At 54.7% G+C, this 19,404-nt stretch carries 17 protein-coding genes; 11 read left to right on the top strand and 6 right to left on the bottom strand.

From position 1 onward, the window contains the following. The first annotated feature begins 166 nt into the window (after positions 1-166). Positions 167-817: a glutathione S-transferase family protein gene (locus Q8W22_RS12060; protein ID WP_303432778.1), complete on the top strand. Its 651-nt coding sequence runs from the start codon at positions 167-169 to the stop codon at positions 815-817. A 48-nt stretch (positions 818-865) separates the two neighbouring features. Here the strand turns inward: Q8W22_RS12060 and Q8W22_RS12055 are convergent, their stop codons facing one another. Next, a complete protein-coding gene (locus Q8W22_RS12055) occupies positions 866-1,846 on the bottom strand; it encodes an MBL fold metallo-hydrolase (protein WP_305452476.1) in 981 nt (326 codons plus the stop codon). 304 nt (positions 1,847-2,150) lie between these two features. Here Q8W22_RS12055 and Q8W22_RS12050 point away from each other — a divergent pair, with 304 nt between their 5' ends. Then, positions 2,151-3,128, top strand: a complete 978-nt coding sequence (locus Q8W22_RS12050; protein ID WP_305452475.1) for a glyoxylate/hydroxypyruvate reductase A — start codon at positions 2,151-2,153, stop codon at positions 3,126-3,128. A 39-nt stretch (positions 3,129-3,167) separates the two neighbouring features. Here Q8W22_RS12050 and Q8W22_RS12045 read toward each other — a convergent pair whose 3' ends face one another. From Q8W22_RS12045 to Q8W22_RS12030, 4 genes are all read right to left on the bottom strand, one after another. After that, positions 3,168-4,130, bottom strand: coding sequence for a hypothetical protein (locus Q8W22_RS12045; protein ID WP_305452474.1), 963 nt, complete (start codon positions 4,128-4,130; stop codon positions 3,168-3,170). A 177-nt stretch (positions 4,131-4,307) separates the two neighbouring features. Continuing rightward, complete coding sequence (locus Q8W22_RS12040) at positions 4,308-5,306, bottom strand: LLM class flavin-dependent oxidoreductase (protein WP_305452473.1); 999 nt, start codon at positions 5,304-5,306, stop codon at positions 4,308-4,310. 106 nt (positions 5,307-5,412) lie between these two features. Continuing rightward, positions 5,413-5,847 (bottom strand): MAPEG family protein, encoded by a 435-nt coding sequence (locus Q8W22_RS12035; protein WP_305414370.1) that lies wholly within the window; start codon positions 5,845-5,847, stop codon positions 5,413-5,415. A 59-nt stretch (positions 5,848-5,906) separates the two neighbouring features. Further along, entirely contained in the window at positions 5,907-6,890 is a 984-nt protein-coding gene (locus tag Q8W22_RS12030) for a LysR family transcriptional regulator (protein WP_305414369.1), read from the bottom strand. A gap of 823 nt (positions 6,891-7,713) precedes the next feature. On the opposite strand from Q8W22_RS12030, the gene Q8W22_RS12025 reads away from it, so the two are divergent. The 6 genes from Q8W22_RS12025 to ribB all read left to right on the top strand — a co-directional run bounded on the left by Q8W22_RS12025 (position 7,714) and on the right by ribB (position 13,234). After that, positions 7,714-9,219 (top strand): hypothetical protein, encoded by a 1,506-nt coding sequence (locus Q8W22_RS12025; RefSeq protein WP_303432787.1) that lies wholly within the window; start codon positions 7,714-7,716, stop codon positions 9,217-9,219. A 42-nt stretch (positions 9,220-9,261) separates the two neighbouring features. Further along, the gene (locus Q8W22_RS12020; RefSeq protein ID WP_303432788.1) at positions 9,262-9,561 is read left to right on the top strand and encodes a hypothetical protein; all 300 of its coding nucleotides are present in this window, start codon (positions 9,262-9,264) and stop codon (positions 9,559-9,561) included. 2 nt (positions 9,562-9,563) lie between these two features. Continuing rightward, on the top strand, positions 9,564-10,595 hold the full coding sequence (locus tag Q8W22_RS12015; protein WP_305452469.1) for an LLM class flavin-dependent oxidoreductase: 1,032 nt from the start codon (positions 9,564-9,566) through the stop codon (positions 10,593-10,595). Between the two features lie 35 nt (positions 10,596-10,630). After that, entirely contained in the window at positions 10,631-11,947 is a 1,317-nt protein-coding gene (locus Q8W22_RS12010; RefSeq protein ID WP_305452468.1) for an LLM class flavin-dependent oxidoreductase, read from the top strand. A 10-nt stretch (positions 11,948-11,957) separates the two neighbouring features. Beyond that, positions 11,958-12,443 (top strand): flavin reductase family protein, encoded by a 486-nt coding sequence (locus Q8W22_RS12005; protein ID WP_303432791.1) that lies wholly within the window; start codon positions 11,958-11,960, stop codon positions 12,441-12,443. A gap of 119 nt (positions 12,444-12,562) precedes the next feature. Then, positions 12,563-13,234, top strand: a complete 672-nt coding sequence (gene ribB, locus Q8W22_RS12000) for a 3,4-dihydroxy-2-butanone-4-phosphate synthase (protein WP_305452467.1) — start codon at positions 12,563-12,565, stop codon at positions 13,232-13,234. Between the two features lie 179 nt (positions 13,235-13,413). On the opposite strand, the gene Q8W22_RS11995 is transcribed toward ribB, so the two are convergent. Beyond that, positions 13,414-14,316, bottom strand: a complete 903-nt coding sequence (locus tag Q8W22_RS11995) for a LysR substrate-binding domain-containing protein (protein ID WP_303432793.1) — start codon at positions 14,314-14,316, stop codon at positions 13,414-13,416. A 243-nt stretch (positions 14,317-14,559) separates the two neighbouring features. On the opposite strand from Q8W22_RS11995, the gene Q8W22_RS11990 reads away from it, so the two are divergent. From Q8W22_RS11990 to oadA, 3 genes are all read left to right on the top strand, one after another. Beyond that, complete coding sequence (locus tag Q8W22_RS11990; RefSeq protein ID WP_305452466.1) at positions 14,560-15,558, top strand: YeiH family protein; 999 nt, start codon at positions 14,560-14,562, stop codon at positions 15,556-15,558. A gap of 605 nt (positions 15,559-16,163) precedes the next feature. Further along, a complete protein-coding gene (locus tag Q8W22_RS11985; RefSeq protein WP_305414364.1) occupies positions 16,164-17,579 on the top strand; it encodes an acetyl-CoA carboxylase biotin carboxylase subunit in 1,416 nt (471 codons plus the stop codon). A 15-nt stretch (positions 17,580-17,594) separates the two neighbouring features. Beyond that, the gene (oadA, locus tag Q8W22_RS11980; protein ID WP_305414362.1) at positions 17,595-19,394 is read left to right on the top strand and encodes a sodium-extruding oxaloacetate decarboxylase subunit alpha; all 1,800 of its coding nucleotides are present in this window, start codon (positions 17,595-17,597) and stop codon (positions 19,392-19,394) included. The last annotated feature ends 10 nt before the right edge of the window (positions 19,395-19,404 follow it).

Genomic DNA, 19,404 nt, shown 5'->3' with positions numbered 1-19,404 from the left:
AAACAGCCACTGTTGTAATACAGTGGCTGTTTTTTTGTGGCCTTTATTCCAGGCCATCGTGCCGGTTTGCCAGAATATGTTGTTGAACATATTGTTGGGCGGCATACAGTGCGTCAGGCCATCTTAGAATCAGGAATGGCCCATTTTTGCTGCGGAGTCTTTTAATATGAGTTCATTGTATCTTTTTGGTCCGGCCATCAGTCCGTATGTTCGTGCGGTTCGTTTGTATGCCCATGAACTGGGATTGCCGCTGGCATTTGGCATGGCCCCGGCGGGCAACCCGATTGCCCCGTATTCCCCGGATCATCTGGCGCTCAATCCGTTTGGGAAATTCCCGATCTTGCTGGACGGCGATTTCAGTCTGCCGGAAGTAACGGCTATTTGTACCTATCTGGATGATCTGGCTGGTGCTTCTGGGCGCCTGGCGGCGTTGTCGAGCCAGCAGCGGGCGACGGTGCTGCGCTGGACCGGAGCGATCGCGATTTATGGACGGCTCTACACCATGGACGGCTTTATGCTGGAGCTGGTGTTTCCCCAGGGTGACAACGGCCGGCCGCGTCTGGATGTGATACGGGGTAATCTGCCGCGAGTCCGTGAGTTTCTGGCAGTGATCGAGCGCCAGCTAGCGGCGTCACGCTGGATTGCCGGTGAGCAGTACAGCATGGCCGACAGCTTGCTGACGCCGTTTCTGGATTATCTTGTCAATGTGCCACCGTTGGATGAACAGGGGGTGTTGCTGGCCCCGGATAGCGCCTGTCGCCGTTATCTGGATAACGTGCGGGAGCGCGATACGGCAAAAATCCTGCAACAGGGTTGATACGCTCCGTCGTCGCGCGCTCGGCAAGCATCTCCGGAGCGCCAGCGGTTATGACGTCTGCCGTTGCAACCACACCTCAATGCCCTGGGTGTTGAGGTTGACGTCCATGCTGAGCCAGTGGCGAGCCTGATCCAGGTCGGCGGCGGGGTTGATTGTTTCCAGCTGCGCCAGCAGGTATGCCATCATGCGCTGCTGGATTCGGTCGCTGCGGCCTTCGGGCGGCGCGATTTCCTGCCGGGCGATGGCAACAAAGGCATCGAGGGATTGCAGCAACTGGCTGACGTTGTCAGCGTGGGGAACAATCGGGCCGTAGTGAGTGAGGTAAATACGCTCGGGCTTGAGCCCTGCCAGCCGTTCGATGCTGGCACGCAGCGCGGGTGGATCAAAGTGCACTGGGGTGGTGGTTACAAACAGTAGATTCTGGCCATCGTCGGCATCGAACGCACGATAGGAAATACCAAAGGTGTCGCCACTGAAGATGCTGTTGCTGGCGCTGTCGTGGACGCAAAAGTGATGCTTGGCGTGACCCTGTGTATCCAGAAAGGTAAAGGTGCGACCGTTGAAGTCCAGCGTGAAACCATCGCTGGCCTGAATCACCCGCTCTGCGGCAATCGGCAACAGCGAGCCATAAAGTTGCTCGTATTTTTCGGCGCCATACACCGCCCGGGTTCCGGCTTCCAGTTTGCCGGGGTCGATCATATGGGCTGCCCCGCGGGGGTGAATCACCAGTTGGGCATTGGGGCACCAGGCCATCAGGTGTCCGGCACCGGCGGCATGGTCGAGGTGAACATGCGTCGGGATCACATAATCGACGTGGGCTGGGGTCAGGCCGAGCTGATGGATCTGCTCCAGTATATGAGGAACGGTATGGCAGGTACCGGTTTCGACAATGGCCAGGCGGTCTTCCTGTTGGATGATATAGACACTGGCGACCCCCGGAGTGACATATTCTGCATCCAGCTGCCAGATGTCGTGCGGGTGGTGTATCGGGGTGGGGTATTGAGCGGGCTGCTGCCGTGCATCCGTCATAAGAGTCTCTCCACAGTGGCGGTTGGATCCGGGTCGACGGTCGCGCCCGGACTATTATTATCACCGTCAGTAAAGCCGTCTTTGGCAACAGAGGCAATCCGACGAAGTGTTGGCATTTCTTGATGCGACCGGTTGACCATTAATTGTTGCAGTTATTCCCGCCGCTGGTGAATAAAAACGTGCTGCCAGCGGTGCTTGTTTTGTCTTCGGCCGTTTTCGTCTTCAACAATCCGCACTGGTTGGTTTGCGCAACTGAGTTGCGTAAGCTGGATTGAATCGAATTCTTGGACAATCATGGCCGCTGATGAATACAGACACCCTCACTCCCGCTCTTACGCCTGCTTCCTCTTCTGATCTGAACATTGTGTTTGCCACCAATAACCCGGCATTCAGTGCCCGCTTGATGGCGCTGATGGCCACAGAGTATCCACAGGTTGCTGTGTGTACGCCGGACGACCCGGCTGCCCGGCATGCCCAGGTGGCGGCGTGTTGGCATCCACCGGTGGATTTGTTGCAGCGTTGTCCCGGGTTGCAGCTGCTGCAAGCTGTATCGGCAGGGGTTGATCATCTGGGCGACATACTGATGCACAGCGGCTTGCCCGTATCCCGAGTCGTTGATGAAGGGCAACAGCAAGGCATGCTGGAATATGTGTTATGGGGTGTATTGCATCATCAGCGCGATTTTGATCTGGCCTTGAGCAATCAGCAGGCCAAGATCTGGCAATTACATCCGCAGCGCCAGGCTGGTCGTATGCGGATCGGTGTGATGGGCCTGGGGCAGTTGGGGGGATTTATCGCGGCCAGGCTGGCCGGGCTTGGTTATCCTGTTTCTGGCTGGGCAGGCAGTCGCAAGCAGATTGAGCAAGTGCATTGTTACGCAGGAGAGGCTGAGCGAGGAACGTTTTTATCCAGCTGTGACCTGCTGGTTAATCTGCTGCCCCTGACCACGGCAACCGAGGCGATTCTGGATGCTTCGCTGTTTGCTGAATTACCACCGGGCGCGGTAGTGATGAACTGCGGCCGCGGCGAGCACCTGAATGAGCAAGACCTGATCGATGCCTTGAGCAGCGGCCATTTGCGAGCTGCTGTGCTGGACGTGTTTGCGCAGGAGCCGTTGCCGAAAGGCAACCCTCTCTGGGATCAAGCCGGCGTGATCGTGACGCCGCATATGGCATCGTCGGCTTCTGGCCAGGTAATGCTGGCGCAGCTGGTCGAGAACGGCTACCGCCAGCTGGCCGGTCAGCCGTTGCGGAACCTGGTCGATATCGCCAAGGGTTATTGAGTTCGTGCCGGTGGCTGATCGAGTGATTTAATGCGCATATCAATGTGCATGGCGGGTCAGCCAGTTATTGACTTGCGATTCCACGCGGCCGCCAATCAACCTGGCTCGTCTGGCCATTTCGGCATGCCACGCTTTATCGGTTGTGTTGTTTGCAGCCGGTTTGGCGTCACGGGGGTCAGCTCCCTGATAAAGGTAGTAGTCTGCGATGTAAGACAGTGGTTGATCAGACAGGAATCGGTCTGACAGGTCGCTCAGTCGCTGTTGGCCAAAGGGGTCGTGCCCAAGATCAATCAGGGTTGGCGCTTGGTAGCGGGTTGTGTCCAGTGCGGCTCCCATGTGAGGCCAAAGGGTAATGACGTTGGTGCCAGACTGGACCAGCCGGGATACCAGCGAGTTGAAAACATCCGGCTTACCCTGAAGTTTGAGAGGCCTTTTCAGCTGATGAAAGGCACCAAATAGCAGTATCGCTGTTTGATGCTTTTCCAGTACTTCGGACTCGACCATGTTCTGGTAGGTGTCTTCACGCGTTACCGTCAGTGTTTCCCATTCATCACGTCTGATGGTTGCCCAATCGAAGGCGGGGTCAGCCAGAACGAGACGAATCTTGTGCGCCCGGGTTGCGTTATGGTAGCGCAGAAATTCGATCAACCGCTGGTATTGCGGTGTTTGCCAGGCCATGAAGTACAGTGTATTGCGCCATATCTGGCGGAGTGTTTCCGGGGCGACATAAACTCCCTTCAACAGGTAGTCATCGGCCAGGGCTTGATATTGGGCGTTACCAAACTCAACCACGATGTTGTCGATTTTATTCGCGATGGCAGGCTGTTTGAGTGTATTAATCAGAAAATTCACTGGTTTTTCTGAGCCATGAATATCCCCAAGTGCGATCAGCCTGGTGCTGTTCACTATTTCTTCGATGGTGGACAGGGCCTGTGTGTTATTGGTGAATCCCAAAAGCAAAGTCAGCAGCATGGCTGTTCGCTGCAGTGTGTGGATGATCATCTGTTTGCCAAATCTCATGAATAGGTGTAACCCGCGACAAAGCCACCGGTCGCTATCTTCCGGGAGTTGCCTGGGCCGCATCGCTGATGTCGGGTAAGACGGGTCGACCGGTTGGGCTGCTGCAGTGGCGGTTTGCGAGCACGGCAGCGTAATCCCTCGCCTTGCGTCATACCGTGATCAGCCTCGCGTTGCTGCCATCACAATATCCAGTGCATCCAGCCGCTGTTGGCGGTCATAAATATCGTTGGTGAACATCAACTCATCCACCTCCAGCTCCTGTACCAGCGACGCCAGTTTGAATGCCAGTGTTGCTGGCCCACCGACGACAGCCATGGCCAGAAAAGACTGCACTTGCGCCTGCATCGGAAGATCCCACAGGGCATCTATATTCCTGGTGGGTGGCGGTAAAAACAAGGGTTGTCCTGTCATCAGGGCGATCACCCGTTGCTGACTGCTGGTGGCCAGATACTGGGCCTGCTGGTCGGTTGCTGCGGCAATCAATGGCAGCGTGGCAATGGCGTACGGTTTGGCCAGTTGCTCTGATGGTTGAAACTCCCGCCGATACAAGGCCAGCGCTTCGTGTAGATAGCGAGGGGCAAAGTGCGCGGCGAAGGCGTAAGGCAAGCCTCGCTGTGCGGCCAGCTGGGCGCTGAACAAACTGGATCCCAGCAGCCAGATCGGTACCTTGGTATCACTGCCGGGGTAGGCATGGACGGCGTGGCCTTCAGTGCTTTTACCTAACAGTCGTTGCAGCTCGGCGACTTCGGCAGGGAAATGATCCGCTCGCCGCTCGTCACGACGTAATGCCCGGCTGGTGATGGCGTCGGTACCTGGTGCCCGACCCAAACCGAGGTCGATGCGATCCGGGTACAGCGATGCCAGGGTGCCGAACTGCTCGGCAATCACCAGCGGTGGATGGTTGGGTAGCATGATGCCGCCAGAACCGACTCTGAGCTGTCGGGTATGGGCGGCAACCTGGCCAACCAGCACGGCAGTGGCAGAACTGGCAATACCGGCCATATTGTGATGCTCCGCCAGCCACAGGCGTTTGAAACCCAGCTGGTCGGCGTGACGTGCATGCTCCAGCATATGCTGCAGCGTCTGGGGAATATCAGCGCCTTGCGGCACCGTGGCCAGCTCCAGCAATGACAACGGAATCGATTCAAGTACCGACATACAAACCTCATGTTTTATCAGCCGGTTATGCTGGCAGGTTCTCCGGCACGACAACAGCACTGGCGGTGGTACACACTGTTGTCATAACCCCGGCTGCCGGGGTTACTCAGGGCAGACGTAGCACGTGTATCAGTACCATCACCAGCTGGACGATGCTGACCAGCAAACCGACCATATAAAAATAACTGCGCGGACTGGGGTTTCGCTCGGTGGCAATGGCGTAATACAGCCCCATGTGAATCAGCCGGGTGGCGGCATAAATGGAGCACATGACCCCCAGTTTGAGGGCATCAAAGCCACTCAATATGCCGATCAGGGCTGGCCCCAGCAGCAGTGGCAGATTCTCCAGTGAGTTGATAAAGGTGCGGTGACTGCGAAACACAAACGAGCCATGGCTCAACTGCGGGTCAACAATTCCGGGGGTGTAGCGCCCCTGTTTGCGGTGCGCCATGGTGGCGACCAGATTTTGTACCAGTAGAGTGGCAAAAATCAGCATCAGGGCCTGAAACGTCAGGCTGTATGAAGTCATTAATTCTGGCATGGGTGATACCTGTTGTGCGGTGGCGGTTGTGACAAGGTGTGATGACAGGATAGTCGTGATTAAGCGTCATTGCTTGGCTGGCGGCTGGTCGTGATCATCGCGGCGCGGCGGGCAAACTGTTGCTCGATCGTCTGGATATTGTCCTGAATAAAATCGACAAATGCCCGCATGGCCGGGTTGGGCTGCTTGTCGCTGAGATAGACCAGACACCAGGAGCGGCGCAGCGGAAAGCCATCGAGTGGCAGCTGTTGCAGGCTGCCATCATGCAGTTCCGACAGCACCGTCAGCTTCGGCAGTACGGTGACGCCGAGACCGGCCATGACGGCGTGTTTCAGGCCTTCGTTGGAGTCGATCTGCATCACGGGTTGTAGTGGTATCCGGCATTGTTGACTCCAGCATGTCAGAGCCTGGTGGGTGCCGGATTCCTGCTCCCCGACAATCAATCCATGGTCGAGAAAGTCCTGCACACGCACGTCTGGCTGAGACAGCAGTGGATGGCCGGGGGCCACCAGTGGAATCAGCTCGTTATCCAGAAATGGCAGGGTGGCGAGGGTTTTGTCGACTGGAGCCATGCCCATAATCACCAGATGGTCGGTGTAATCGGCCAGACGCTGTAACGACTCGGAACGGGTCACCATCCGGGCGTGCACCTGTACCTGCGGGTGGCGTGGCATAAAATCCTTTAACAGATACGGCAGTATGCAGTGGGCGGTATCCACGGCGGCAATGTTGAGATCCCCGGCCACCTGGTTACCCATGATAACCAGCTGGTTCTGCAAGGTGCCCAGCTCTTCAAAAATCACTTCAATGCAGGAGGCCAACTGCTCCCCGGCGGCGGTGCAGAACAGTTTGCGGCCGACGTATTCGAACACCGGTTGTTTCAGCGCCAGTTCCAGCTGCCTGACCTGTGAGCTGACCGCGGGTTGAGTCAGTCCCAGTTGTTCTCCGGCCTTGCTGTAGTTGCGGTGGCGATAGACGGCACGGAACACTTGCAGCTGCCGGAAAGACAGGCGACTGATCAGTTGTTGAACAGAATTTGGCATACCAGACTCAATACAAAAAAGCCGACTATAAGGTAAAACGCGGCGTTATCTAAGGTTGCTCGTTCAAGTGTCTGGAAATGAGCTGATTATCGTTTGTTGGCGTTATCGCGGGCTTCGGCGCCGTGGGTGTTGAGCATTCTGGTCGGGACGCTTCAGCGACTGCGGGAAAGGGAAAACGGCCGCTGCCAGACCTCAGATAAACAGCCATGGCAGAGGCCAATGCGTCGTTTATCAGACTCCGTTATCAGTCCGTTGGTGAGTGCGCCATTATTGAACATTCGTTCAGGTTCGTGAGCGATAGCAGGGATTTTGTTGCGTCGGATGGTGGCCAAATACCGTAAAAATACACCGACGGGGCAATGAACGGAGGCTTATGTGGATGATTGGCAGAATGGACACTGAAATTACATTAAATTAAATCACTGAAAAATTCATTTTTTATGGTCGAAAATTAAATAATATCAATAATCTGTAGGTATAAGAACTATTCAGAGGCTTCGATTAGATCACAACAATCCGATTGTAAGACGGGTTTCGGGCCTGTTTTAGCGTTTCGATGAGTGGGTTGTACCAAGGGACCTGAATGGCCGCAGAATCGCCTTCCCATAAGGAAAACTTATATAAAAGATAAGTTTTCAATGGCTATTTTATGATGCAACTGCACGGAAGCAGGGCGGGATTTGATATTCATAATGGTGATAAGTATATAAAAAACAGAAATAAAGGCCGTTTTTAAGCCATTTGAAGTCATGGCATAGCTGTTGCTTTATCCCCCTCAGAGCGCCTTCGGGCGTATCCCGAACTCCACTTGAGGAACCTATGTATGGACAAGTCGGCGCTACAGCTAACTGAAGGGCTCACACCGGGCCTTGGCTTTGCACTTATGATCGGACTGGGGCTGGTCTTTCTGGCCCTTGCTTACTTGATCAAGCGAACGCTGATCAGAAACACACATGATTTTATTTCCTCTAATCGCCGCATTGGCCTGGGCTTTGGCGTTGGGTCGGTGATTTCGGTCTGGACCTGGGCCATGGCCGTGATGATGAGTTCAGCGATGACGTTCCAGTGGGGCCTGTCGGGGCTGTTCTGGTTTGTGGTTCCCAACGGCCTGGCATTGATGGTGATGATTCCTCTGGCGCGTATTCTGCGCAAGCGGATGCCGGACGGCTATACCATCAGCCAGTTTGCCTATAACCGCTTTGGTCGTTCCCAGGCGGCTGCCAGTGTGGTCACCATGACGATGATTTTTGGCATCCTGCTGGAGATCCTGATCAACCTCAAAGGCACCTCGGTTGTGATGTCGACGGTGTTTTCGATCGACTGGCGCGTGGCCACGGTTGTCACTGTCTGTGTGGTGATGGCGTATTCATTCTTTGGCGGGCTCTGGACAGCCGTTATGACGGGCACGATCAACACCTGGATGATTACAGTGCCTGCGGCGCTGGTGATTGTGGCAGTCTTTGATCTGATTCCTGGTGGGGTTGATACGGTCTTTGCCGCTGTCGGCGAGGCGGATGAAATCAATCTGTCGATCACCGACTCCGCTGCCGCGGCGGGCTTTGGTATCACGCTGGCCTTTGGCTTGCTGGCTTCGGTTGTTGCTGATCAAACCTTCTGGCAGAAAGTCTGGTCGGTACGCAAGGATCAGGTGTCACGTACGTTCCTGTGGGCCGGTGCGCTGTTCTACCCGATTCCTATCTGTCTGGGCATGCTTGGTCTGGTCGGTATTGGTTTTGGTCTGACGGCCACCGAACTGGGTGGTGATATTGTCGCTGTCGGGCCTTATATCATCTCTCATATCGGCCTGCCGATGACGCTGATCATCGCTTATACGCTGGTGATTCTGGCGGCCTGTTACTCCACCATTGATGGTGCCAGTGCAGCGCTGTCGTCTGTTGTTGCCATTGATATCGTCAAACGCTTTGCCCCCAATACCGGTGAAAAAACCCTGTTCTATATCACCAAGGCTTCCATGTTTGTTGGCGGCAGTGTCGCGGCGCTGATCGTGCTCTCCGGGGTCGATTTCACCTCGCTGGTACTGACGACCTACGCATTGAAGACCTCCATTCTGATTCCGCTGGTACTGGCCATTCTCTGGTCGCGAACCAACACCCTCGGTTTTGTGGCCGGTGTCATTCTCGCCATCCTGGTTGGTATGCCCATCCGCAGCATGTACGGCGAGCTGGTCGGTACGCTGTCGATTCTCTCTATCAGCGGTATCACGGTGGTACTGGGTGCGCTGCTGAAACCCGTCAAGTTCGATATGGATGAGCTTGAGAGCATGACGGCCGATCTGGATCACAATGTTGAAGTCGCCAATCGTGCCTGACATCCCGTCGCAAACTGATACGACCCCACTGAGGAAACCGCTATGTCGATTTTGTTTTATGTAACTTTGTTTCTGTGTCTGATAGCGACGGCCATTTTTGTGGCCGGCTATATCAAGGGCGTTACCGGGGCGGTGGCAGATCACCGCGCCACCGCCGAGACGGCCATCCCCGAAGAGCAGGACAGCAATTATGGTCTGGCGATTCTGGCTGCTGTCCTGGCCGCCAGCGGCATCATTGCCATGGTCGGTTTTGTGCCTGAAATGATTTATGCCGGGCCTTTTCTTGCCATTGTGACCGCGACCATGAATGGCGTGGCTTTCTTTGTCGACGCTGAGGGGTAGTGATGAAGTTTGGTCTGTGGTTGCCGGTGTACGGCGGTTGGTTGCGATTACTCAATCATCGCCCGTTACCCGACTTTGAGCAGTGTGCTCGCCTGGCTGTTCAGGCGGAACATGACGGATTTGATTATCTGTACGGCTCGGAGAATCTGCTGAATTGTGTTTACGGCAAGGATGCAGAAGTGGCTGACCCATGGATATTTGCCGCTGGCATCGCCACCTTGACGCAACGGATTGAACTGGTTGTCGCCAGCAAGCCTGGCTTCTGCTCGCCACTGGTGGCGGCGCAAATGGCCCGCAGTCTGCAGCAAATGAGTCGTGGGCGCTGTTCCGTCAATATCGTCTGTGGCTGGTGGCCGGAAGAGTTCCGGCAGGCCGGTGTGGATTACCTGGATCATGCTGGTCGCTATCGCCGTGCGAATGAGTACTGCCAGAGCCTGCAGCGTTTCTGGGGAGTGACAACCGCAACTGCGGCGGCGGAGTTTTTCAGTGCCGAAGTCGCACCGCCAGTCGACAAGCTCGAACCGGTGCCGCCGATCTGGGTGGGAGGGCAGTCCGAGACTGCCCTGGCCATGGCCCGGCGGTACGGCGAGACGATTTTCCTGAACAGCATGCCGATTGCTGAACTCCGGGAAACCATTGCGAATATTCGCAGCACCGAGGCCGCAGAGGCAACACCGCTGAAAATTGCCGTCAGCGCCTTTGTGTTGATGGCAGCAACCGATCACGAGGCGCAAGCCCGTTATCAGGCATTACAGAGCCAGCGGGATGACGCGCTGGTTGATGAACTGCGCACGGCGATGGATGAGTCCGGTGCCAGCTCTTGGGAAGGACTGAGCAAGGAAAAAATGCTCGACTCCAATTGTGGTTTCGACATTGGGCTGGTGGGGTCTACCGACACCATCGCTGCCCGCCTCCGTGAATTGAACGATGCGGGGGTGGATGTACTGATGTGTCAATTTGAAGACATGGTCGGTGGCAGTCATCAGTTCGCTCGACAGGTTATGCAGCCGTTTCACTCTCTTTATACGGCTTGAATACTTTTCATAATAAGCGCTAGTGGAGAAATACAATGTCCAAGAAAAAAGCACACCTGCTCGGTTTTGTACAACATGGCATCAACAGTCATGCAACAGGTATGTGGCGACACTCCCGCGACAAGGTCAACTGGGATTGGCGCAAGCCCGAGTACTGGCAACACATGGGTCGCACCATGGAGCGAGGTCTGTTTGATGCCATGTTTATTGCAGACGAGCTGGCGCCCTATAACAACTACGAGCAGAGTTCGGATGCGAGTGTGAAATACGCCGTCCAGTGCCCGACCCACGAGCCATCAACCATTGTGCCAATCGTCACCGGCGCGACCAAACATCTGGGTGTGGGAGTGACGCTCTCGACCGCATTTGAACATCCTTATTCCATGGTTCGCCGTCTGTCGAGCCTTGATCATCTCTCCAGCGGACGGGTGGCCTGGAACGTGGTCAGCTCCTACTCCAAATGTGAATGGGATGCGTACGGTGAGCCGATGACCGATCGCTCACGCCGTTATGAACGGATGGAAGAGTACCTGAAGCTTTGTTACGAACTGTGGGATTCCTGGGATGAGGATGCCATCGTTGCCGACAAGGAAAGCGGCGTATACGTCGACCCGACCAAAGTCCGCGAGATCGACTTTGACGGCGAGTTTTTCAAATCGAAAGGCCGTTCGTTTGTCTGCCGTTCACCACAAGGCCGCCCGGTACTGTGGCAGGCCGGTTCATCGGCGACAGGACGTGATTTTGCTGCCCGCCATGCGGAAGCTATTTTTGCCGTTCACCCCAATATTGATCGCATGCGTGAGTATGCCGACGACGTGAACGGCCGCTTGGCGGCGACAGGCCGTGCGCCTGGCAGCGTCAAACTGATTTACGGACTGCAAACCGTGGTCGCCGAGACACGGGAAGAAGCCGAAGCCAAGTACGAACGCATCAAGGCCTGTATTCCGCTGGAAGGCGCATTGGCCTGGATGTCTGGACACTTTGGCCCGGACTTCTCGACCTACGACCTTGATGAGTACGTACAGAACATCGAGATCCCGGGTATTCAGGGGCTGTTTGAATCCATCATTTACGCCAAGGGCGGCGCACCGGTAACGGTGAAAGAAGCGGCGCTTTATTACGCACAAGGCATGGGCATGCCGATTCTGGTGGGGACCCCCACAGACATCGCCGACAAGATGGAAGAATTCATGGATGAAGGCGGTGCTGATGGCTTTATGTTGGCGGCCACTTACACCCCGGGCTGCTTCGAAGAGTTCGTCGATATGGTTGTGCCTGAGCTACAGAAACGTGGCCGTTACCGCACCGAATACACGGGTTCGACGCTGCGCGAGAACCTCTTGGCCAACTGAGGTGACGGCAATGATAAGCAACGAGCTTTTTTGCAACACGATGCGGCAACTGGCGTCCGGCGTGGCGGTGATCACCATGGAGAACGACGGTCAGCTGCACGCCATGACGGCCACGTCCTTTACCTCGGTATCGGCACAGCCGCCGTTGGCGCTGGTGTGTATCAAACGTGGCAGTGATACCGACCAGTTACTGGGCAAGGCAGAGCGTATGGGAGTCAGTCTGTTGAGCGAGAGCCAGCAGGAAATTTCCAATCGATATGCCTGGAAAACAGCCGACCGGGGCCGTTTTGATGACCTCGACACCCGGCGTTGTCCGGGTGGTGCACTGGTGTTCAATGACAGCGCAGCGGTGATGGAAGCGGTGATTACCGAGACCTACGAAGCCGGTGATCACACCATTTACATAGCCCAGCTGGATTATGCGGCGGTGAATGAGGAAGTGCAGCCGTTGTTGTATTGGCAAGGCCGTTACGCCGGACTGGACAGCCCGGCCTGACCGTAGCGGTTTGCCACCGTCAGGCGTGCCAGCGGGTACTGCCTGCCGCTTCTATTAATGAACACTGAAACGGCCGGCCGGGCACCCCCGGCCTTGCCGGTCGACTATCAGGAGGACGTATGTCCAATATGCCATCCATCAAGTTAAGCGCCGCCCTGTCGGAATTGGCGGCCGGTAACATCATTATTCTGACCGATGATGAAGACCGCGAAAACGAAGGTGACCTGTGTGTGGCTGCAGAACACGCTACCCCGGAAGCCATTAATTTTATGGCGATTCATGGACGTGGCCTGATCTGTTTAGCGCTGCCAGAATCCCGTACCCAGACACTGGGGCTTTCTCTGCTGGTGGCTCCAGAAGCAAACCAGACGGCTCATGCCACCCCGTTTTGTATGCCAGTGGATGCCAGGGTTGGTGTAACGACAGGGATTTCCGCACCAGACCGGGCGGAGGCTGTACGAGTTGCCCTGGACCCGGCGAGTCAGGCGGGTGATCTGATTGCACCTGGGCATTTGCCGGTATTGAGCGCCCGGGCTGGTGGTGTACTGGAGCGCTCCGGTCATACCGAAGCCTCGGTTGAACTGGCCCAGCTGGCTGGCCTGACGCCAGGTGCTGTGATCTGCGAAATCATGAACTACGACGGTGGTATGGCAGGGCAGAGTGACCTGCGGCAACTGGCTAAAGAATTTGGCCTGAAGACGCTGGCGATTCGTGATCTGGTGGATTACCAGGCCCAACGGGCCAATTTTCAGGATTGCTCTGTTGGCCAGCTGGCCGGAGAGTATTTCTGATTGATTCTGGGCCGGGCACTTTCTGCATCAGGCGTTGCCAGGCACCGCCTGTGCTGAGCATGGGTGCCTGGAGACAGTAGGAGACAGTAACAATCTTATGTCGGCAGCGGCTGAGTTTTTGCTGATTGGCCGGGCGCCGGGATGGGCTGACTTGAGTCAGCCGAGATGGCGGGAAAGGGTTATGCCGTATTGGCGGACCAGTCTTCGCAGAAGCGCAAAAACGCATTCATTAAACGGCTACGATATTTGTCTTTGTGCACCACGATATACAGGTTCCGTTTCAAATCCAGAAAAGGTACTGCCACCGCTGCCAGATCACCGTGATCGATCATGGCCTTGACGGCGGTAATCGACAGGCAACTGACGCCCAATCCACTGGCGACTGCTGTTTTAATCGCTTCGGTATGCCCTAATTCAAGATAGACTTTTAATTCATGTAAATGATCACGTAATGAATTCTCGAATATGGTACGGGTACCGGAACCGGATTCACGTAATATCCAGTCAGGCTTGTCAAGTAAATCATGGACATTGGACGGTGGGTGTTTTGCTAGTGAATGATTCGGATGTGCCACAATAACCAGATTATCCTGTCGCCAGGGAAATGCCTGTAATTCCGGAGCGACACTGATGCCTTCAATAAAAGCAATATCAATTTTAAAAGAAGATAAATCTTCCAGTGCCTGTTCCGTATTACTTGAATTCAGGCGAATATTGACTTTTGTATGTTGCTTGATAAACCCTCCCAATATGACCGGTAATAAATAATTGCCAATAGTCGAGCTGGCTCCTATTTTTAATGAGCCAACCTGTTGTGTCAGGTGCGTATTGGGGCCGGTTTCTATTTCACTGGCGCGGGAGCACAGCTCAACCGCCAGGGGTAATATGGCCCGGCCTCGATCATTGAGTAACAGAGTACGATCGACGCGATCAAAGACCCGCTCTCCCAGAATATTTTCGAGTTGCGAGACCGACATGCTGACCGCCGGTTGCGACAGATTGAGTTCTTTTGCCGCGTCGCTGAAGCTTCCGTTTTTGACGACCGACGAAAAAATTTCCAGTTGGCGTAGTGTAACGGGCATAAAATATTCCAGTACATTGATGAGTTCAGGGAACCGCGGATACGTTTGAATATTAACTGAAGCATTAACCGTGCCTGGAATATAAACAGACTGTTGTTGCTCTTTTTTGCAGCGTTTTTTTACGCTGTTTGAGGCTTTTTCTTCCTTGTTTATATCGCTGCTGGAGCGCGGATTGGGTGATGTTTTCGGGTGGCACAATATCTGCAATAACCGGATCTCAAATCACTGTTTAAGGATCACTCCGTGGGTTTCCGACTTTATACCCTGCTCAGCTCACAAGGCTCGATTATTCCTGGTTTTGCTCTCTGTCTGGCTCTGGGTATGGCAGCTGTTTTTTCATCGCCTTTTTGGGGTGTGCCATCACTGATTCTGGCGCTTTTTCTTGGCTATGTTATTGGTGCTCCAGCGCGGGAATATCCACTCTACAGTGGCATAGAATTCAGTCGGCAGAATATTCTGAAACTGGGGGTGGTATTGCTGGGAGTGAGACTGGATTTGCATCAGGTGCTGGCGCTTGGCTGGACCCCGGTATTGTTGGTGAGTCTGAGTGTTCCGCTGACAATTCTGTTGGCCTGGGTGATTGGTCGCTGGTTACGGCTACCGACGGAGTGCTGGCTGATTGGTGGCGCAGCGGTGGCTATTTGCGGCGCGTCAGCTGCGATGGCAGTGGCGGCAGTATTGAGTGCTCGTCAGGGGACGTCCCGGATTCTTCCTTATATTGCTGCCAGCGTCACCGGAATCGGTAGTATTGCCATGATCAGTTATCCATTTCTGGTGGATGTACTGGGTATTAACGCTCAAAGTGCCGGTGTCTTGATCGGTATATCCATTCATGATGTCGCCCAGGTAGCCGGGGCTGGTTACGCTATTTCCGATACGGTGGGTGATGTTGCCATTTATACCAAGATGTTGCGTGTTGCGGCGCTGGTGCCGGTGATTGCGATTATTGCCATTTGGCAGAAATCAAACAGCGATCATGGTAATGGCTTGCCCGGTTTCCTATACGCATTTGCTGCTATTGTAACGCTTAATGCACTGGGGCTTATTGGTGATCAGGTCAAATGGTTGGCAGAAGAATTATCCACTGTTTTTTTGGTAACGGCGATGGTTGGCCTGGGTGCAAAAATCCAGTTCGCGAATCTGCTGGGTGAAAGCTGGCAGCCATTGTTCTTGTTGCTGGTTCTTTCGGTATTGCTGTTTTTGGTGCCATTGTTGGTGATTATTATAAGCGGTGGTTTCTGATTTTATTAATCAATGGTTGACCGGTTTTCCGTTTTTAAATGCTGGCTTTATTGTTTGTTTAATAGTCAGTTTCTTTATTTTTCGAGATGTCTTTTAGCCATTACGAAAGCACTTTGCATAAATATAATTTACCGATGTCATAACTGAACCATGGCCCGCTTATGATGCAGTTGCACGGAATCAGGGCGGCGACCTGCCCGTTCTGCGGTTGGTTCTGTCTCCGCTTTTTAGCTCTTGCTCCTCTCTGTCTCACCTCCGGTGATGACCTGAACCGGCCTGAATGAGTGGATGTGTTTGTTCATATTCAGGCCGTTATGACGTCAAGACCGGGGCTGATTGCGTCAGGTCAAGCTGCTGGCCGGTTGCCCTGTCATGGTGATGTGGCTGTTGTTGGGCAATCGGTGGTCATCAGTCATCAGGGTAACGGCTATAGAGAAGAGGCTGACACCATCGTTGAACAGAACTGGTTCTGCCGGGCTTTGTTGAGTCCATAGTTGCAGCTTGTCTATAAGGTAAAGCTTATGGCTGACTAAAATAATATCAATTTTGGATTGATATACGAGTGTCGTAGGGTGAACCCATCAACCATGTTCGAGGCTTGACTCATGTTGAAGAAGGTACTGATCGCCAACCGTGGCGAAATTGCAGTGCGTATTGTGCGCGCTTGCGCCGAAATGGGAATTCGCTCGGTTGCCATCTACACCGAACCCGATCGTTATGGCCTGCATGTCAAACGAGCGGACGAAGCCTACTCGTTAGGGGACGATCCGTTAGCGGGTTATCTGGACCCTCTGCGACTGGTGAATCTGGCAGTCTCGACCGGTTGTGATGCCATCCATCCCGGTTACGGTTTTTTGTCTGAAAACGCGGAATTTGCCCGCCTTTGTGAAGCAAAAGGCGTTACCTTTATTGGCCCCAAATCGGCGGTGATTCATGGCATGGGTGACAAAACCCAGGCCCGTGATTCGATGCGGGCGGCGGGTGTGCCGGTTACGCCCGGTTCCGACGGTAATCTGGCAGACATTAGCGAAGCGTTAACGCTGGCAGAAGAGGTCGGCTACCCGGTGATGATCAAGGCCACTTCCGGTGGTGGTGGTCGGGGGATTCGCCGCTGCGACAGCCCGGAAGAATTACGCCAGCAGTACCCCCGAGTCATATCCGAAGCGACCAAGGCCTTTGGTTCTGCCGATGTATTTCTGGAAAAGTGCATCGTTAATCCCCGCCATATCGAAGTACAGATTCTGGCCGACAGCCAGGGGAATGTCATACATCTGTACGAACGCGACTGTTCGATCCAGCGTCGCAACCAGAAACTGATTGAGATTGCACCCAGCCCACAACTCACGCCGGAGCAGCGTGAGTATGTGGGCACTCTTGCCGTCAAGGCCGCCGCTGCGGTGGGCTATGAAAATGCCGGTACGGTTGAGTTCCTGCTGACCGGCAACAAGGTGTATTTCATGGAAATGAACACGCGGGTTCAGGTAGAGCACACCATTACCGAGCAGATTACCGGCGTCGATATTGTGCGCGAACAGCTGCGTATCGCTGCGGGTTTACCGCTCAGTTACCGTCAGCAAGACATCAGTTATCGCGGCTTTGCCTTGCAGTTCCGTATCAATGCCGAAGACCCCAAAAACGACTTTTTGCCCAGCTTCGGTCATATCACCCATTACTACGCGCCGGGTGGCCCGGGGGTTCGGGTAGATACAGCGATATACACCGGTTACGACATTCCGCCTCATTACGATTCCATGTGTCTGAAGCTGATTTGCTGGGCCTTGACCTGGGAAGAAGTGATCGCCCGGGGTAAACGGGCCATCGATGATATGCGTTTGCGCGGAGTCAAAACCACAGCACCTTATTACCAGCAGATTCTGGCTCATCCAGATTTTGAAAAAGCGGTGTTTGATACCAGTTTTGTACCCAGCCATCCTGAGCTGATGAACTACTCAGAAAAACGAGACCCCAGTGAAATTGCCCTGGCGCTGGCCGCGGCCATCGCAGCCCATATGGCCGCCTAATCGAGGAGATTGAACATGACCAAGAAGCCAGTACAGGTAACCGATGTCACGCTGCGTGATGCTCACCAGTCGCTGATTGCTACCCGCCTGCGTACCGAAGACATGCTGCCGATCTGTGAAAAAATGGATCAAGCCGGATTCTGGTCGCTGGAAGTCTGGGGTGGGGCAACGTTTGATGCTTGCGTCCGTTTTCTGAAAGAAGACCCCTGGGAACGCTTGCGCCAACTGCGGGCGGCGTTACCCAACAGCCGTTTGCAAATGCTGCTGCGAGGCCAGAACCTGCTCGGCTACCGCCATTACGCCGATGATGTGGTTGAGGCATTTGTCCATAAAGCGGCAGCAAACGGCATGGATGTATTCCGGGTTTTTGATGCCTTGAACGACCTGCGCAACCTCGAAACCGCGATGAAAGCGGTCAAGGCCGCAGGCAAACACGCCCAGGGCACTATCTGTTACACCACCAGTCCGGTACACACGCTGGATCTGTTTGTGCAGCAAGCCAAGGATCTGGTCAATATGGGAGCCGACTCCGTTGCCATTAAAGACATGGCCGGTCTGCTGACACCGTATGGCACTTATGACCTGGTCAAGGCGCTGAAAGAAGCGGTGGACGTAGATATAGTGATCCACAGCCACAGCACTTCCGGTCTGGCGCCGCTGTGTCAGATGAAAGCGATTGAAGCCGGTGTCGACCGGATAGATACCGCGATTTCTTCCTTTGCCAGTGGTACCAGCCATCCGGCCTGTGAATCACAGGTGGCCGCGCTGAAAGGCACCGAATACGATACCGGGCTGGATCTGGAAGGGCTGGGCGAGATCGCCGATTACTTCCGTGATGTGCGCAAAAAATACCACCAGTTTGAATCCGAGTTCACCCGTGAAGATGTCTCGGTGCAAATCAACCAGGTGCCCGGGGGCATGATGTCCAACCTCGCCAACCAGTTGAAAGAACAGAATGCCCTCGACCGGATTCGCGATGTATTTGCAGAAATTCCACGGGTACGTGAAGACCTCGGCTTCCCTCCTCTGGTGACGCCGACTTCTCAGATTGTCGGCACCCAGGCGGTATACAACGTGTTGGCGGGGGAGCGTTACAAAACCATCACCAACGAAGTCAAACGTTACCTGCAAGGGGGATACGGCAAGGCACCGGCGGCCGTGAACGCCGAACTGCAACAGCAAGCGATTGGTACGGAAGGTATTATTGAAACCCGTCCGGCGGATTTGCTGGATGCCGAAATGGCGCGCCTGAAAGCCGATATCGGCGAGTTGGCCCTGAATGACGAAGACGTACTGACCTTTGCCATGTTCCCGGATCTGGGGCGTGAATTCCTGCAGCAGCGTGCTGCCGGTACATTGATGCCCGAAGCGCTGCTGGCGGCGGATGTCGACAGCAAAAGCAAAATGGGTGTGGCCACCGAGTTCGTTATCGATGTGCACGGCGAAAGCTACGATATCGCAGTCACCGGCGTTGGTGATTTTGGGGCTGGCAAGCGCAAGATCTATCTCAGTATGGACGGCGTGCCACAAGAAGTGATCTTTGAACCGTTAAATGAATATGTTGATGACGGTGCCAGCAAAGGCCGTAAACGCGCAACGGAACCCGGTCACGTCACGGCCACCATGCCAGGTAATGTGGTGGATGTGCTGGTCAAGGAAGGCGATACCGTCAAAGCCGGTCAGGCAGTTATGGTGGCAGAAGCCATGAAAATGGAGACTGAAATCAGCGCCAATATCGCCGGTGTGATCCAGGCGGTTTATGTCACCAAAGGGGATCGCGTCACTCCCGGCGAAGTGCTGATCGAGATCGGCTGAGCCACTTCGT

The sequence above is a fragment of the Oceanobacter sp. 1_MG-2023 genome (assembly GCF_030689025.1).
Lineage (GTDB): Bacteria > Pseudomonadota > Gammaproteobacteria > Pseudomonadales > Oceanobacteraceae > Oceanobacter.
The sequence above is the reverse complement of the archived record's forward strand: the minus strand, read 5'-3'. Positions and strand labels throughout refer to the sequence as shown.